Genomic DNA, 16,259 nt, shown 5'->3' with positions numbered 1-16,259 from the left:
TTTACGCGTCCGGTACTGCCTGGAACGGGGTTTCCTTATCGCTGCGCTCTTTCTTGCCAAGGGCGGAGATACCGACCTTCAGCGCGAAGAACAGGATACTGAACACCACGAACAGGAACAGGCCGGTCAACGCCGCGTTGGTGTAGGCGTTGAAGATAACGTGTTGCATCTGGTTGATGTCCTTGGCCGGTGCCAGCACCTGACCGGCATCCAGTGCAGTGCTGTACTTGTCGGCCAGCGCCAGGAAACCGACTGCCGGGCTCGGATCGAACAGCTTGATGAAACCGGCGGTGGTGGTACAGATCAGCAGCCAGACGGCAGGCAACAGGGTGACCCAGATGTAACGCTGGCGTTTCATCTTGATCAACACCACCGTACCCAGCATCAGCGCGATGCCCGCCAGCATCTGGTTGGAGATGCCGAACAGCGGCCACAGGGTGTTGATACCACCCAACGGATCAATCACGCCTTGGTACAGCAGATAGCCCCACATGGCCACACAACCGGCCGTTGCCAGCAGGTTGGCAGTCCACGACTCGGTGCGTTTCAGCGCCGGGATGAAGGAACCCAACAGATCCTGCAACATGAAGCGTCCGGCACGGGTACCGGCATCTACCGCCGTGAGGATGAACAGCGCCTCAAACAGGATCGCGAAGTGGTACCAGAAAGCCATGGTGTTCTCACCCGGCAGCACCTGGTGCAGGATCTGCGCAATACCGACTGCCAGGGTTGGTGCGCCCCCCGCACGAGCCAGGATGGTGTGTTCACCGATGTCCTTGGCCACGCCCTCAAGTACATCTGGCGTGATGGCAAAACCCCAGTTGCTGACCGTCTGCGCCACCGCGACCACATCGCTACCGACGACGGCAGGCGGGCTGTTCATCGCAAAATAGACACCTGGCTCGATCACCGAAGCAGCGACCATGGCCATGATGGCAACGAACGATTCCATCAGCATGCCGCCATAACCGATGTAGCGGGCGTTGGTTTCATTGTCGAGCAGCTTCGGCGTAGTGCCCGAGGAGATCAGAGCATGGAAGCCCGATACCGCACCACACGCGATGGTGATAAACAGGAACGGGAACAGAGTACCTTTCCAGACAGGGCCGGTACCGTCGGTGAACTGGGTCAGCGCGGGCATTTTCAGCTCAGGCGCAATGACCAGAATGCCGATCGCCAGGCCCACGATGGTGCCGATCTTGAGGAACGTCGAGAGGTAGTCACGGGGTGCCAGCACCAGCCAGACAGGCAGCACGGCAGCCACAAAGCCATAACCCACCAACAACCAGGTGATTTGCACACCGGTGAAGGTGAAGACCTTGGACCAGGTCGGATCGGCAGCAACCTGCCCGCCCAGCCAGATCGACAGCAACAGCAAGACAACGCCCATCAGCGAGATTTCGCCAATACGCCCTGGGCGGATGTAGCGCATGTAAACGCCCATGAACATCGCGATCGGGATGGTTGCCATCACCGTGAACATGCCCCATGGGCTTTCGGCCAGGGCCTTGACTACGATGAGCGCCAGCACCGCAAGGATGATGATCATGATCAGGAAGCAGCCGAACAGGGCAATGGTGCCTGGAATCCGGCCCATCTCTTCACGAACCATGTCACCCAGCGAACGGCCGTTGCGACGGGTGGACAGGAACAGCACCATGAAGTCCTGCACCGCACCTGCCAGCACTACACCGGCAATCAGCCAGAGCGTACCGGGCAAGTAGCCCATCTGCGCAGCCAGAACCGGCCCGACCAACGGCCCTGCCCCGGCAATCGCGGCAAAGTGGTGGCCGAACAAGATGTGCTTGTTGGTCGGAACGTAGTCCAGACCATCGTTATTGAGTACTGCCGGTGTAGCCCGACGCGAGTCGAGCTGCATCACCTTGGTGGCGATGAACAGGCTGTAGTAACGGTAGGCAACCAGGTAGATAGCCACCGCGGCGACTACAATCCACAAGGCATTGATGGCTTCACCGCGACGCAGGGCAACCACACCCAGCGCACAGGCTCCGATGATTGCCAGCGCCAGCCACGGCAAGTGGCGCAGCAGGCTATTATTGTTGTTCATGATTAGCTTCCAGCTAGTGGATTGAAAGACTGCCCGACGAGTCTAGGGCGAGTCATCGCACATTGCCATACTTGCTAGGTTCTAGAGCCTCCCGAGCAGGAAACTCATGGCTCTTTTATGCACCTAACCCGCGTACCTGACAAGCACTGGACTATAGTTGTCTGCGAACCCCGGAGGGCTTGGCCATGAGTGACCATCACGAGCGTCGACTGTTCAAACGCGTTCCCTTCGATGCCCGCACCGAGCTGGTGCAGGGTGATCAACGATGGCCCGTGAAACTGTTGGATCTGTCACTCAAGGGCTTGTTGATCGAATGCCCGGAGGGCTGGCAGGGCGATGCGCTGCAGGGCTTCGATGCCTCGATACACCTCAACGAGCATGACGAAGTAAGGATGCACGTGGAATTGCGTCACGAGGAAGGCAACCAGATGGGCTTCGTCTGCCAGTTCATTGACCTGGACTCCATTTCGCACCTGCGCCGGCTGATCGAACTGAACCTGGCCAACCCCGAAGAACTTGAACGCGAACTGCGGCAACTGATCGAAGTTTAGGAACGTTTAGCCTGCTACCCAATTCCCTCCCGAGCCTTTAGCGATCGCTTAAAGGCCTCGCCTGCGCGTCCGCCAAAAACCCTGCATACCATTTGAATACGAATATGGCACAGCGATTGCGTGCAAGGCTGCCGCTTGGGCTATCTAAAAATTGTATACAATTATGCTGGTAATGATTGCCACTTGTTGTCTACAGTATGCCCACAACAATAAAACAGAGACCCTGCTCCTCATGAATACGTCCTCCGCTAGCACGTCTTCAGCGCAACGTCCCGAAGACGAAAACCTGGGCCTCGGGGCCAACCTGGCTTACGGCCTGCAACACGTATTGACCATGTACGGCGGCATCGTTGCGGTTCCCTTGATTCTCGGCCAGGCCGCCGGGTTGGGACCGGCTGATATCGGCTTGCTGATTGCGGCCTCCTTGTTCGCAGGTGGTCTTGCAACATTGCTACAAACGCTCGGCCTGCCGTTCTTTGGCTGCCAGTTGCCACTGGTACAAGGCGTGTCTTTCGCTGGTGTTGCAACCATGGGAGCCATTCTCAGCAGTGAAGGCGGTGGCGGCCTGCCCGGCGTATTAGGTGCGGTCATGGCGGCATCGCTGATCGGCTTTCTGATCACCCCCGTATTCTCACGTATTACCAAGTTCTTCCCACCGCTGGTCACCGGCATCGTCATCACCACCATCGGCCTGACGCTGATGCCCGTGGCTGCGCGCTGGGTCATGGGTGGCAACAGCAAATCGCCAGAGTTTGGCAGCATGGCCAACATTGGCCTGGCAGCCCTGACCTTCGGCATCGTGCTGGTACTCAGCAAACTCGGTAGCGCAGCGATCTCTCGCCTGTCGATCCTGCTGGCCATGGTCATTGGCACCCTGATTGCCTGGTCACTGGGCATGGCGGATTTCTCCAGAGTGCTCGATGGACCGCTGGTGGCGTTCCCGGAACCGTTCCACTTCGGCATGCCGACCTTCCACATCGCCGCGATTCTGTCGATGTGCATTGTGATCATGGTGACCCTGGTCGAAACCTCGGCGGATATTCTCGCGGTCGGTGAGATCATCGACACCAAGGTGGACTCCAAGCGCCTGGGCAATGGCCTGCGTGCCGACATGGCGTCGAGCATCCTGGCGCCCATCTTCGGCTCCTTCACCCAGAGCGCCTTCGCCCAGAACGTCGGCCTGGTGGCTGTGACGGGCGTGAAAAGCCGCTACGTCGTGGCAACCGGTGGGGTGATCCTGGTAGTGCTGGGGCTGCTGCCGATCATGGGCCGTGTCATTGCCGCAGTACCGACCTCAGTGCTGGGCGGTGCCGGTATCGTATTGTTCGGCACCGTTGCTGCCAGCGGTATTCGCACGCTGTCGAAAGTGGACTACCGCAACAACATGAACCTGATCATCGTCGCCGCCTCGCTGGGCTTCGGCATGATCCCGATCGCAGCGCCAACCTTCTACGATCATTTCCCTAGCTGGTTTGAAACCATCTTCCACTCCGGCATCAGCTCGGCGGCGATCATGGCGATTCTTCTGAACCTTACGTTCAACCACTTCACCACCGGCAACTCGGATCAGCAGTCGGTGTTTGCTGCCGCTTACGAACGCACGATCAATTACTCGGACATTTCCGCCCTGCGCGACGGTGATTACTTCGAGGACGGCAAGCTGTTCGATGCAGACGGCAAGGAAATCCCGGTCATCAGTGAACACGACCATGGTCATGGCGCGCCGTCCGAACGACGAACCGCCGCAGCTGAACACTGATGCACTGAGCCCCGCTCGGGCCGACGAGGAATCGTCGGCCCTTTTCATTTACAGGTGTATACGCGTTACTCGAACAACGCATCCAGCGCCTGCTCAAGGCGCGTGACCGCAATCACCTGCAAGCCGGCAGGCGCTTCCTTGGGGGCATTACCCTTGGGAACGATGGCGCGCTTGAAGCCATGTTTGGCCGCTTCCTTGAGGCGCTCCTGCCCACTGGGCACCGGGCGGACTTCGCCCGACAGGCCAATCTCACCAAACACCAGCAGGTCCTGGGACAATGGTCGATTGCGCAGGCTGGACATCACCGCCGCCAACAGGGCGAGGTCGGAAGCGGTTTCCAGCACTTTCACGCCACCGACCACGTTGAGGAACACATCCTGGTCATGGGTCGGAATGCCACCGTGACGATGCAGCACCGCCAGGAGCATCGCCAGCCGGTTCTGATCCAGGCCAAGCGTCACGCGCCGAGGATTGGCCAGGTGGCTGTCGTCAACCAGCGCCTGCACCTCCACCAGCATCGGCCGGGTGCCCTCCCAAGTTGCCATGACCACACTGCCGGGAACCTCCTCCTGAGCGCGGGTGAGGAAGATGGCCGATGGGTTGGAGACCTCCTTGAGACCACGGTCGGTCATGCCGAACACGCCCAGTTCATTGACTGCACCAAAGCGGTTCTTCACCGCCCGCAGCAAGCGCAAGCGCCCATCGGACTCACCTTCGAAATACAGCACGGTATCGACCATGTGCTCCAGAACACGCGGCCCGGCCAAGGCCCCCTCCTTGGTCACGTGACCGACGAGGAAAATGGCCGTACCGCTCTGTTTCGCATAACGCACCAACAAGGCCGCACTTTCACGCACCTGTGAGACACCGCCAGGGGCTGACTGCAACTGTTCGGTGAAGATGGTCTGGATGGAGTCGATGACCATCACCTTGGGCTTTTCCGCCCGGGCAGTGGCGATGATGTTCTCAATGCAGGTTTCAGTCATGACCCGCAACTGGTCCTGCGGCAAACCCAGGCGGCGCGCACGCATGGCCACCTGCTGCTGCGACTCCTCGCCGGTGACATAGAGCGCCGGTAGACGAGTGGCAATGTTGCAGAGGGTTTGAAGCAGGATGGTTGACTTGCCAATCCCCGGGTCACCGCCGATCAACACCACAGAACCGTCCACCAGCCCGCCACCCAGCACACGGTCGAGCTCGACACTGGCTGTCGTAAAACGCGGGATTTCTTCGACGCTGACTTCAGCAAGGGTCTTGATCTGGGCCTGCTGACCGGCCCAGCCACTGCGTCCGCTGGGCGCTGCGGCTGCGCCACTTTCCAACACGGTTTCGACCAGGGTATTCCAGGCGCCGCATTCACCGCATTGCCCGGCCCATTTCGGAAAGGTCGCGCCACACTCGGTGCAGCCGTACATGCGCTTGGCCTTGGCCATGGGAGCGGTCTCCTGGAAAAAACCGCCATGATAGCCGAGCAGGCAAGCCCATGGGGCTAACGTGGGCAGACAAAACCTTTCGATATAACCACCGTCTGTAACCGCAGCGTTAAGCATGACTTGCATAGCTGAATTACACTGCGTTCACCAATCTCATCTGTTACAGGGAATAAACCATGGGCGTGCTCAGTGAATTCAAAGCCTTTGCGGTCAAGGGCAACGTGGTCGACATGGCGGTCGGTATCATTATCGGCGCAGCTTTCGGCAAAATCGTTTCATCTTTTGTCGGCGATGTCGTAATGCCGCCCATCGGGCTGCTGATTGGCGGGGTGGACTTCAGCGACCTGGTAGTTACCCTGAAAGCCGCCGAAGGCGATGTGCCGGCAGTGGTCATGGCCTACGGGAAATTCATCCAGACCATCATCGACTTCATCATCGTTGCCTTCGCTATTTTTATCGGCGTGAAGGTAATCAATCGGCTGAAGCGCGAAGAAGCCGTTGCCCCCAGCGCCCCCCCCGTCCCCACCAAGGAAGAAGAGCTGCTGACTGAGATTCGTGACCTGCTCAAGAGCCAGAGCAACAAGCCCTGAGCAACCAGCCCTGAGCAACACAGCGATGGCGTCCGAGGGCGCCATCGCGTCATGTCTGCTACCAGTAGTTTTCCACTGCAACCTGACCCGGCCGGCGGCTCAGGCTCAAGTGCATGTCGCGCTGCTTGAGCAATGCCCGGGTGTCGTCAATCATCTGCGGGTTACCGCAGATCATCACCCGCGAATGTTCAGGGGTCAGCGCTAGACCCGCAACACGCTCCAGTTCGCCATTCTCGATCAATCGAGTGATACGCCCGTTTAGTGCACCCGGGTGTTGCTCGCGGGTAACGATGGGAATGAACTGCAACGCCCCCGCGTACTCAGCCAGGTAATCACGCTGTTCAAGGCCCGCAATCAGCGGCTGATAAGCCAGCTCCCGGGCTTCACGCACCGAATACACCAACTTGATGCGTTCAAACCGCTCCCATACTTCAAAATCCTGCAGAATCGATAGAAAGGGAGCGATACCCGTGCCGGTTGCCAACAACCACAGGTCACGGCCACCAACGAAACGGTCCAGGGTCAGAAACCCGAATGCCTGTCGATCAATCAGCAGGCTGTCACCCTGACGCAAACGGCTGAGTTCACTCGTGAACTCCCCTCCCGGAACCACAATGGAAAAGAAATCCAGGTAATCGTCATGGGGGGCGCTAACCATCGAGTAGGCACGCCAGACCACACTGCCGTCAGCACGAGTCACGCCCAGGCGCGCAAATTGCCCGGCACGGAAGCGAAACCCCTGGTCCCGCGTAATCCGCAAGCTGAACAGGCTGGAGGTCAGCGGCTGAACATCCAGCAGCGTTTGACGCGTGAACTTCTCCTCGCTGGCAGTCATGACCTGCTCCACTAGTCGATTGAAACCAGTGTCTCGCAAAATGCGCCGCATAAACACCGACGATTGGTGGTGCCATAGCCCAATGAACGGCCACCGGCGCAGCGCGCTTGGTAAGCGTTCCGTTTGTCTGCTATCGCAAAATAACCCAAGCAAACACTCGGACTTTTCCTACAATCCAAAACACATGGAGTGTGGATCCAACAAAAGGAGGTGACTTGCCATGCCCTATTGGAACCCGGAGCAGATGCAACAGCTGCTCGACGAGCACAACGAACAGCAGCTATTTGACATTGCACTGTCCCTGGCCAAGCAACTAGGCATGGATTTCATGGGGTTCACGATACGCCGGCACGTTGCGACCCAATCCCCTCAGTACATACTCCTGAACAACTTTCCCGGCGAGTGGAACACCCGCTACCAGCAGGGCGATTACGTGAGGATTGACCCGATCGCAATCCACTGCCAGCAATCGCTGCAACCCATCCTCTGGAATGGCGACACCTTTGCCGAGACGCCCCAGTACTGGGAGGAAGCGCAGTCCTTTGGTCTGCGTTTCGGCTGGAGCCAGGCAATACACGACGTTCGCGGCAATCAGAGCATGCTTAGCGTGCTCCGTGCTAACGGCCCTATAACGCCGGCCGAATACCTTGAAAAAAACTGCCAGACCCTATGGCTATGTAACCTGATACACACCCTGATAGTGGAGCGTATACACCCGCAAAAACGCGTGACCTATCAATTGTCCGCCCGGGAAATCGAAGTACTCAAGTGGTCCGCCGAGGGCAAGACAGCGGCCGACATCGCGTGCATTCTGGACCTGTCTGAAAGCACTGTTAATTTCCATATCCGTAGCGTCATGGCCAAGATGAACACCAGCAACAAGACCAGTGCGGTTGTTCGCGCCGCCATGAGTGGCCTGCTCTGAAACGCCAAGCGTCAGTCAGTACGGTATAAACCCTGTAGAATCGTCGCCAACTTGCCCTCGCTCGCCGCGATGGCCGCCGATGTCCCAGAGCCTTATGCCATGCCCTTGCTGATCAACCCTTTTGCCGAACTTGACCTGATCCGCCAACCTGAACAAGCCAACGATCCCCTACAAGCCTTCGATGCCGCCGATGAGTACCTGCTCGAACATCTGGCTGAACAGGCACTGCCAAGCAGTACTCGGGTGCTGGTACTGAATGACAGCTTTGGTGCCTTGGCCATCAGTTTGAGCCGTCATGTACAGGTGGTCAGCAGTGGCGACTCATACCTGGCAAGACTCGGCCTGGAAAAGAACCTGCCACGCAACGGTCAACCCTTCGACAGTGTCACCTTCGTCCCGGCCAGTGCCACCTGGCAAGGCCCGTTCGAGCGAGTATTGGTGCGCGTTCCAAAAACCCTGGCATTGCTTGAGGAGCAGTTGATTCGTCTGCAGGGGCATCTGGCGCCCGGCGCTCAGGTCGTCGCCGGGGCAATGATCAAGCACCTGCCACGTGCCGCAGGCGATTTGCTGGAGAAATACATCGGCCCGGTGCAGGCCTCACTGGGCCGCAAGAAGGCACGTTTGCTGATCGCCACGGCAGAACACAAAGCCCCTTTCACATCACCCTACCCAACCCACTATCGCCTGGATGAACCGGCGCTGAACCTGCTCAACCATGCCAACGTATTCTGCCGTGAAGGCTTGGACATCGGCACACGGGCCTTCCTCCCCTACCTGCCCAAAAACCTCGGGCAGGCGCGGGTCGCAGACCTCGGCTGCGGTAACGGTGTGCTGGCCATCGTCAGTGCGCTGGCTAACCCGCAGGCACAGTACACACTGGTCGACGAGTCCTATATGGCGGTTCAGTCGGCCCGCGAGAACTGGCAAGCGGCGCTGGGCGAACGTGACGTGGAAGTACGCGCCGACGATGGCCTGGCCAGCCAACCCGAGCGCTCGCTGGACGTAGTGCTGTGCAACCCGCCGTTCCATCAACAGCAAGTGGTTGGCGACTTTCTGGCCTGGCGCATGTTCCAGCAGGCACGTGAAGCGCTGGTCCCGGGCGGCGCGCTGTACATCGTCGGCAATCGCCACTTGGGCTATCACAGCAAACTGGCGCGACTGTTCCGTGGTGTCGAACAGGTCGGGGCCAATCCCAAGTTCGTGGTGCTGAAAGCACGTAAGTGAACGGGCAAAAAAAACCCTTCGTAGCAAGCGGCTACGAAGGGTGAGAGTCCGCCGCAAGGCGGATGGGAGTTTGCCTAGTGGGTGCTCAGGCCAGCAGCGCTCATGAACAGGCGCATCAGCCAGGCGAATATCCCCAAGGTCACGACGCTGCCCGTCCAGATCACCGCCAACCACCCCAAGCGTTGCCAGAGCGGTTTGTTTTCGGCGTCGACAGTCTCTTTAACAGCCATTTCACACCCTCCGTTCCAACCCTAGTGGTAGCCGTCTTCGTGGGTCACCTTGCCGCGGAACACGTAGTAGCTCCAGAAGGTGTAACCCAGAATGAACGGGATGATGAACAACGTGCCGACCAGCATGAAACCCTGGCTTTGCGGCGGTGCAGCAGCATCCCAGATAGAGATCGACGGCGGGATGATGTTCGGCCACAGGCTGATTCCCAGCCCGCTGTAGCCCAGGAAGATCAACACCAGGGTCAGCAGGAACGGGGTGTAGTGGGCATTACGCGCCACGGCCTTGAGCAGGCCATACAGGGTCACCAGCACCAGGATCGGTACGGGCAGGAACCAGAACAGATTCGGCAGGCTGAACCAGCGCGTGGCGATGTCCGGATGCGCAAGCGGCGTCCAGAGGCTGACAATGCCGGTCACGGCTAACAGCACCAGCGCCAACGGCCGCGCCAGATTGTGCATCTGCTCCTGCAGCTTGCCTTCGGTTTTCATGATCAGCCAGGTACACCCCAGCAAGGTGTAGGCGACTACCAAGCCCACGCCACAGAACAGACTGAAGGGACTCAGCCAATCCAGGCTACCACCGGCATAGGAACGGTCGACCACCTTGAAGCCTTCGATAAAGGCACCCAATGCGACACCCTGGAAAAAGGTGGCCGCAAGCGAGCCACCAATGAACGCCTTGTCCCAGATATGACGTTTGTCAGCCTTGGCCTTGAAACGGAACTCGAACGCCACGCCACGGAAGATCAGCCCCACCAGCATCAGCATCAACGGCAGGTACAGCGCTGACAGCACCACCGCATAGGCAAGCGGGAAAGCGCCGAACAGCGCTGCACCGCCCAGCACCAACCAGGTCTCGTTACCGTCCCAGACCGGCGCGACGGTGTTCATCATCACGTCGCGGTCACGGTCATCCTTAATGAAGGGGAAGAGCATGCCGATCCCCAGGTCGAAACCATCCATGACCACGTACATCATGATCCCGAAGATGATGATCACGGCCCAGATCAGCGGTAGATCAATACCCATGATTCAGTTCCCCTTGTTCAGGCTGAGGCTTTCGCCGTCGTGGTTATCGTCACCGGCAGCAGACAGCGGCCGTGCCGGAGTGCGTTGCTGGCCAGGACCGCCGGAGCTGACTTCCTTGCCTTCGTCAGTTTTCGGCCCCTTGCGCACCAGGCGCATCATGTAGCCCAACCCCGCGCCGAACAGCGTGAAATACACCACCACGAACATCACCAGTGTCACGCCCAACTGGGTGTAACTATGATTTGAAGCACCATCGGCGGTCCGCATCAGGCCATAGACCACCCACGGCTGACGACCGACCTCAGTGGTAAACCAGCCGGCAAGGACGGCGATCAGACCAGACGGCCCCATCCACAGGGTCAGGTAAAGGAAAGGTCGCGAGTTGTAGAGGCGACCACGCAGGCGCAACCAAACACTCCACAAACCGACTGCGATCATCAGCATGCCGAGGCCGACCATGATCCGGAACGACCAGAAGACCACGGTCGAATTAGGCCGATCTTCAGGGGCGAATTCCTTCATTGCCGGGACCTGCTTATCCAGGCTGTGAGTCAGGATCAGGCTACCCAGTGCCGGGATTTCCAGTTTGAAATGGGTGGTCTCGGCTTTCATGTCGGGGATGCCGAACAGAATCAGCGGGGTCGGCTCGTCTCCGACGTTTTCCCAGTGCCCCTCAATGGCAGCGATTTTCACTGGCTGGTGCTTAAGGGTGTTCAGCCCATGGAAGTCGCCGATGACCGCCTGAACCGGCGCGACGATCAAGGCCATCCACATGGCCATCGAGAGCATCTTGCGGATCGCCGGGTTGTCGCGCCCACGCAGTAGATGCCAGGCCGCCGAAGCACCGACAAAAAACGCCGTAGCGACGAATGCTGCAGTCGCCATATGCGCCAGACGGTAGGGGAAGGACGGGTTGAAGATAACAGCCAGCCAGTCCACCGGGATCACTCGACCATCAATGATTTCGTAACCCTGAGGGGTCTGCATCCAACTGTTCGAGGCAAGGATCCAGAAGGTCGAGACCAAGGTGCCAAGGGCGACCATGAGCGTGGAGAAAAAGTGCAGGCCACGGCCTACGCGGTTCCAGCCGAACAGCATCACGCCAAGGAAACCGGCTTCGAGGAAGAAGGCGGTCAGTACCTCGTAGGTCAGCAACGGCCCTGTGACGGCCCCGGCGAAATCGGAGAAACGGCTCCAGTTAGTGCCGAACTGGTACGCCATGACCAGACCGGATACCACGCCCATACCGAAGTTCACGGCGAAGATCTTCGACCAGAAGTGATACAGGTCGCGGTAAACGCTGTTGTGAGTCTTGAGCCACAGGCCTTCGAGCACCGCCAGGTAGCTCGCCAGACCAATGGTGATGGCCGGGAACAGGATATGGAACGAGACGGTAAACGCGAACTGGATTCGGGCGAGATCGAGTGCCTCCAAACCGAACATAGTGCTTCCTCTGTCAGGTAATCTGGCGTTCGGCGAATGCCTTTGCGCCAACTGCCCCCACGGCTATTGAGTGCGACACATTGGAGTTGTTCTGGAAACAGCAATCGTAGGGATTTACGGCCACGGGGCCGATTCGTTGCATCTGCAACTATTGACGCAGATCAACGTATGGAAAACAGAATAGTCCCGAACGGCCGCGCAGGTTGTGTGGTCGATTGCCGCGTGACCGGTTGCCTCACCCCCTTTACGAGGTGTTTGTTTGGTGCGCTAACCGCCCACTCTCCGGCTTTCTTGCAACCTCTTGTTACATGCAGTGCTACGCTGGCCACCTTCTTCTTGCTCAGGCCCGTTTGCGCTCATGTCTGCCCAAGCTCCATTACTGCTGCGTCAACACCGCCCCTTCCTGGCTTTCTGGCTGGCTCGAGTGTTCACCGCCAGCGGCTTCCAAATGCTCACCGTGGCCATTGGTTGGCACCTTTATCAACTGACCGGCAGCGTGCTCGACCTCGGCCTGGTCGGTCTGGTTGAGTTTGCCCCTCGGGTGCTGTTCATGCTGCACACCGGGCATGTCGCCGACCGCTATGACCGGCGTCGGGTCGCCGCCCTCTGCCAGGCCGCTCAGGCACTGATTGCCCTGACGCTGGTGGTCGGTAGCAGTACAGGCACTGTCAGCCGTGAACTGATTTTCCTGCTGGCCTTCCTGCTCGGCAGCGCCCGCTCGTTTGAAATGCCAGCCACCCAAGCGCTGCTGCCGAATGTGGTGCCCGCACACCTGTTCCCCCGTGCGGTGGCAGCTTCGGCCTCAGCCATGCAGTCGGCGACCATCGTCGCACCGGCGCTGGGTGGTTTTCTCTATGCCTTCGGCAGCGTCTGGGTGTATGGGCCAACCGTGCTGCTGTACATGATCGCCTGCGCGTTGAGCCTTGGTCTAAGCGCACAGCAAGGCCCCTTGACGCAGGGCCGCGCCAGTCTGGAGACACTGCTGGCCGGTGTCCGCTTCATTCGCAGCCGCCCGGACATTCTCGGTGCCATCTCTTTAGACCTGTTTGCTGTGCTGCTGGGCGGCGCCACGGCACTGCTGCCCGTGTTCGCCAAGGACATTCTGCTCACCGGCCCCTGGGGCCTGGGCCTGTTGCGTTCAGCCCCCGCCGTTGGCGCCTTGCTGATGTCACTGTGGCTGGCACGTTTTCCGGTCGAACGGCAGGTCGGTCGCATCATGTTCACTGCCGTCGGGATATTTGGCGTGGCGACCATCGCGTTCGGCCTGTCCACATCGTTCTGGTTTTCCCTGGCGGTGTTGGCCGTACTGGGTGCCGCCGACATGATCAGCATGGTAATTCGCGGCGCGTTCGTACAACTGGAGACACCGGATGAGATGCGCGGACGGGTCAGCGCCGTCAATGGCCTGTTCATTGGAGCGTCAAACCAGCTCGGCGAGTTCGAGTCGGGGCTGACAGCGCACTGGTTTGGTACGGTGCCTGCCGTAGTAATGGGCGGCGTTGGAACGCTGCTGGTGACCGGGCTGTGGATAAAACTGTTTCCAAGCCTGGCCACACTCGACCATCTGCACACGGCCAAGCGCAGCTAGACAGCATGCCACCATCTTGCCGGTACCCTGCTGGCAGCAAAGATGGGCGTATCTGCATTACTCCTCGTCGATCATGCTGGTATGATGCGCGGCTTTTTTCCGACCCAAGGAAAATCCACGGCCTCCCGGTATGGTCTGTGCTTTGCTTGATGGGTCGATCATTCACGGCGCCGGCGCGCGCCACGGGAGCAGGCATGCTGGAAAGGCTGTTTCAACTAAAAGCACACGACACCAACGTGCGCACCGAGATTCTGGCGGGCGTCACCACGTTCCTGGCAATGGCCTACATTCTGTTCGTCAACCCGAGCATCCTCGGCGAAACCGGCATGGACAAAGGCGCTGTTTTCGTCGCAACGTGCCTGGCCGCCGCCATCGGTTCGACCGTGATGGGCGTGATTGCCAACTACCCGATTGCGCTCGCACCAGGGATGGGCCTGAACGCCTTCTTCACCTACACCGTCGTCCTGAACATGGGGCACACCTGGCAAGTCGCACTGGGTGCCGTATTCATTTCCGCCGTATTGTTCTTCCTGCTGTCGATCTTTCGTATCCGCGAATGGATCGTCAACAGTATCCCGCTGCCACTGCGTTCGGCCATTGCCGCGGGTATCGGCCTGTTCCTGGCCCTGATCGCCCTGCACAACGCTGGCATCGTGGTCGCTCACCAGGCGACCGTGGTCGGCTTGGGCGACCTCAAGAAACCGGCACCAATACTCGCTACCCTGGGCTTCTTCCTGATCGTCGCACTGGAGGCGCTGAAGGTACGTGGCGCCGTGCTGATCGGCATTCTCGCCGTAACCCTGGCGTCCATCACGCTGGGCTTCAGCGAGTTCGGCGGGCTGATGTCGATGCCGCCGTCGCTGGCCCCAACCTTCCTGCAACTGGACATCAAGGGCGCCCTGGACGTTGGCCTGATCAGCGTGATCTTTGCCTTCCTGTTCGTCGACCTGTTCGACAACTCGGGCACCCTGATTGGCGTTGCCAAACGTGCGGGACTGATGGGCAAGGACGGTCATATGCCGAAGATGGGCCGCGCCCTGATCGCCGACAGCACGGCAGCCATGGCCGGTTCGCTGCTGGGCACCTCGACCACCACCAGCTACATTGAGTCAGCCGCGGGCGTAAGCGCCGGTGGACGTACCGGCCTGACAGCAGTCGTGGTCGCCGTGCTGTTCCTGCTGGCGCTGTTCTTTGCACCGTTGGCCGGCAGCGTGCCTGCCTATGCCACGGCACCCGCGCTGCTGTTCGTCGCCGTGCTGATGGCGTCGGGCCTGGCCGAAATAAACTGGGACGACATCACTGAAGCCGCACCCGTGGTCATTACGGCCCTGGCGATGCCACTGACCTACTCGATTGCCAACGGCATCGCCTTTGGTTTCATTTCCTGGACAGTCATCAAGTTGATCTCTGGCCGTGGCCGCGAGGTCAATTCGGCACTGGTGGTTCTCTCGATCCTGTTCGTCATCAAACTAGGCTGGTTCAACGCATGAGTGCTGTCCTCGATCCTGCATCTTACAGCCAACAACTCGACGCCAAGGTCGCTCGCCTGCGTGAGCTGCTGGCGCCTTTCGCGGCACCGGAACCCGCGGTCTTCGACTCACCGCGCGAGCACTACCGCCTGCGTGCCGAGTTCCGCCTCTGGCGTGAAAACGAACAGCGCTTCTATGCCATGTTCGCCCCCGGCGAAAAGCACACGCCGATTCTGATCGAAGACTTCCCGATCGCCAGCCAGCGCATCAACGAACTGATGCCAAAGCTCAAAGCTGCCTGGCAAGCCAGCTCGGCCTTGAGTTTCAAACTGTTCCAGGTGGAGTTCCTCACCACCTTGGCCGGTGATGCGATGATTACCCTGTGCTACCACCGTCCATTGGACGAGCACTGGGAGGCCGCAGCGCAACAACTGGCCAATGACCTGAATGCAAGCATCATCGGCCGCTCCAAGGGCAAGCGTGTAGTGATCGGCCGCGACTACGCCGTCGAAGAGCTGCAGGTGGCCGGACGCAGCTTCCGCTACCGCCAGCCCGAAGGCGCTTTCACCCAACCCAACGGCACGGTCAACCAGAAGATGCTCAACTGGGCCTATGACGCGCTGGGTGAGCGCCAGGACGACTTGCTGGAGTTGTACTGCGGTAACGGTAACTTCACCTTGCCGCTGGCTACCCGTGTTCGCAAGGTGTTGGCCACCGAGATCAGCAAGACGTCAGTCAATGCCGCCCTGCACAACCTCGATGACAACGCCGTGGACAACGTACGCCTGGTGCGCCTGTCCGCCGAAGAGCTGACCGAGGCGCTCAATGAAGTACGCCCCTTCCGCCGCCTGGAAGGTATCGATCTGAAGAGCTACCAGTTTGGCAGCGTCTTCGTCGATCCACCGCGTGCGGGCATGGATCCGGACACCTGTGAGCTGACACGACGTTTCGACAACATCCTGTACATCTCCTGCAACCCGGAAACCCTCGCGGCCAACATCGCCCAGTTGCACGACACGCACCGTATCGAGCGCTGTGCATTGTTCGACCAGTTCCCCTATACCCACCACATGGAAAGCGGGGTGCTGCTGGTTCGACGCTGATCGACGGTCATC

General features: G+C 59.5%; 14 protein-coding genes. 8 read left to right on the top strand and 6 right to left on the bottom strand.

All coding sequences use genetic code 11. The features are described from left to right. Position 1 precedes the first annotated feature (1 nt). Entirely contained in the window at positions 2-2,068 is a 2,067-nt protein-coding gene (locus tag IE038_RS10105) for a carbon starvation CstA family protein (protein ID WP_189395557.1), read from the bottom strand. Positions 2,069-2,253: 185 nt separating this feature from the next. On the opposite strand from IE038_RS10105, the gene IE038_RS10100 reads away from it, so the two are divergent. Together IE038_RS10100 and IE038_RS10095 are read left to right on the top strand one after the other, a co-directional pair. Beyond that, positions 2,254-2,619, top strand: coding sequence for a PilZ domain-containing protein (locus IE038_RS10100; RefSeq protein WP_163932355.1), 366 nt, complete (start codon positions 2,254-2,256; stop codon positions 2,617-2,619). 232 nt (positions 2,620-2,851) lie between these two features. Continuing rightward, positions 2,852-4,378: a nucleobase:cation symporter-2 family protein gene (locus tag IE038_RS10095; RefSeq protein ID WP_189395556.1), complete on the top strand. Its 1,527-nt coding sequence runs from the start codon at positions 2,852-2,854 to the stop codon at positions 4,376-4,378. Between the two features lie 65 nt (positions 4,379-4,443). Here IE038_RS10095 and radA read toward each other — a convergent pair whose 3' ends face one another. Further along, positions 4,444-5,811 (bottom strand): DNA repair protein RadA, encoded by a 1,368-nt coding sequence (gene radA / locus IE038_RS10090; RefSeq protein ID WP_065759279.1) that lies wholly within the window; start codon positions 5,809-5,811, stop codon positions 4,444-4,446. Positions 5,812-5,987: 176 nt separating this feature from the next. On the opposite strand from radA, the gene mscL reads away from it, so the two are divergent. Further along, positions 5,988-6,401 (top strand): large-conductance mechanosensitive channel protein MscL, encoded by a 414-nt coding sequence (gene mscL / locus IE038_RS10085; RefSeq protein ID WP_189395555.1) that lies wholly within the window; start codon positions 5,988-5,990, stop codon positions 6,399-6,401. Between the two features lie 58 nt (positions 6,402-6,459). Here the strand turns inward: mscL and IE038_RS10080 are convergent, their stop codons facing one another. Beyond that, positions 6,460-7,236 carry a ferredoxin--NADP reductase gene (locus IE038_RS10080; protein ID WP_163932351.1) on the bottom strand — a complete coding sequence of 259 codons (777 nt, stop codon included), beginning with the start codon at positions 7,234-7,236 and terminating at the stop codon, positions 6,460-6,462. Positions 7,237-7,456: 220 nt separating this feature from the next. On the opposite strand from IE038_RS10080, the gene IE038_RS10075 reads away from it, so the two are divergent. Next, a complete protein-coding gene (locus IE038_RS10075; RefSeq protein ID WP_163932349.1) occupies positions 7,457-8,161 on the top strand; it encodes an autoinducer binding domain-containing protein in 705 nt (234 codons plus the stop codon). A 99-nt stretch (positions 8,162-8,260) separates the two neighbouring features. Continuing rightward, positions 8,261-9,385, top strand: coding sequence for a methyltransferase (locus IE038_RS10070; protein WP_189395554.1), 1,125 nt, complete (start codon positions 8,261-8,263; stop codon positions 9,383-9,385). Positions 9,386-9,459: 74 nt separating this feature from the next. On the opposite strand, the gene IE038_RS10065 is transcribed toward IE038_RS10070, so the two are convergent. The 3 genes from IE038_RS10065 to IE038_RS10055 are packed head-to-tail and all read right to left on the bottom strand — an operon-like array spanning position 9,460 to position 12,087. Next, on the bottom strand, positions 9,460-9,615 hold the full coding sequence (locus IE038_RS10065) for a DUF2474 domain-containing protein (protein WP_163932346.1): 156 nt from the start codon (positions 9,613-9,615) through the stop codon (positions 9,460-9,462). A 21-nt stretch (positions 9,616-9,636) separates the two neighbouring features. After that, a complete protein-coding gene (cydB, locus tag IE038_RS10060) occupies positions 9,637-10,644 on the bottom strand; it encodes a cytochrome d ubiquinol oxidase subunit II (RefSeq protein WP_163932343.1) in 1,008 nt (335 codons plus the stop codon). A 3-nt stretch (positions 10,645-10,647) separates the two neighbouring features. Beyond that, positions 10,648-12,087 (bottom strand): cytochrome ubiquinol oxidase subunit I, encoded by a 1,440-nt coding sequence (locus IE038_RS10055; RefSeq protein ID WP_189395553.1) that lies wholly within the window; start codon positions 12,085-12,087, stop codon positions 10,648-10,650. A 358-nt stretch (positions 12,088-12,445) separates the two neighbouring features. Here IE038_RS10055 and IE038_RS10050 point away from each other — a divergent pair, with 358 nt between their 5' ends. The 3 genes from IE038_RS10050 (at position 12,446) to trmA (ending at position 16,247) form a co-directional block, all read left to right on the top strand. Continuing rightward, entirely contained in the window at positions 12,446-13,675 is a 1,230-nt protein-coding gene (locus IE038_RS10050) for an MFS transporter (RefSeq protein WP_189395552.1), read from the top strand. A gap of 194 nt (positions 13,676-13,869) precedes the next feature. Continuing rightward, the gene (locus tag IE038_RS10045) at positions 13,870-15,165 is read left to right on the top strand and encodes an NCS2 family permease (protein WP_163932340.1); all 1,296 of its coding nucleotides are present in this window, start codon (positions 13,870-13,872) and stop codon (positions 15,163-15,165) included. Then, positions 15,162-16,247 (top strand): tRNA (uridine(54)-C5)-methyltransferase TrmA, encoded by a 1,086-nt coding sequence (gene trmA / locus IE038_RS10040; RefSeq protein ID WP_163932337.1) that lies wholly within the window; start codon positions 15,162-15,164, stop codon positions 16,245-16,247. Before IE038_RS10045 ends, trmA begins: the two co-directional genes overlap by 4 nt. Positions 16,248-16,259 lie beyond the last annotated feature (12 nt).

It is taken from the genome of Pseudomonas laurentiana (assembly GCF_014648275.1).
In the GTDB taxonomy this organism is placed as follows: Bacteria; Pseudomonadota; Gammaproteobacteria; order Pseudomonadales; family Pseudomonadaceae; genus Aquipseudomonas; species Aquipseudomonas laurentiana.
The sequence above is the reverse complement of the archived record's forward strand: the minus strand, read 5'-3'. Positions and strand labels throughout refer to the sequence as shown.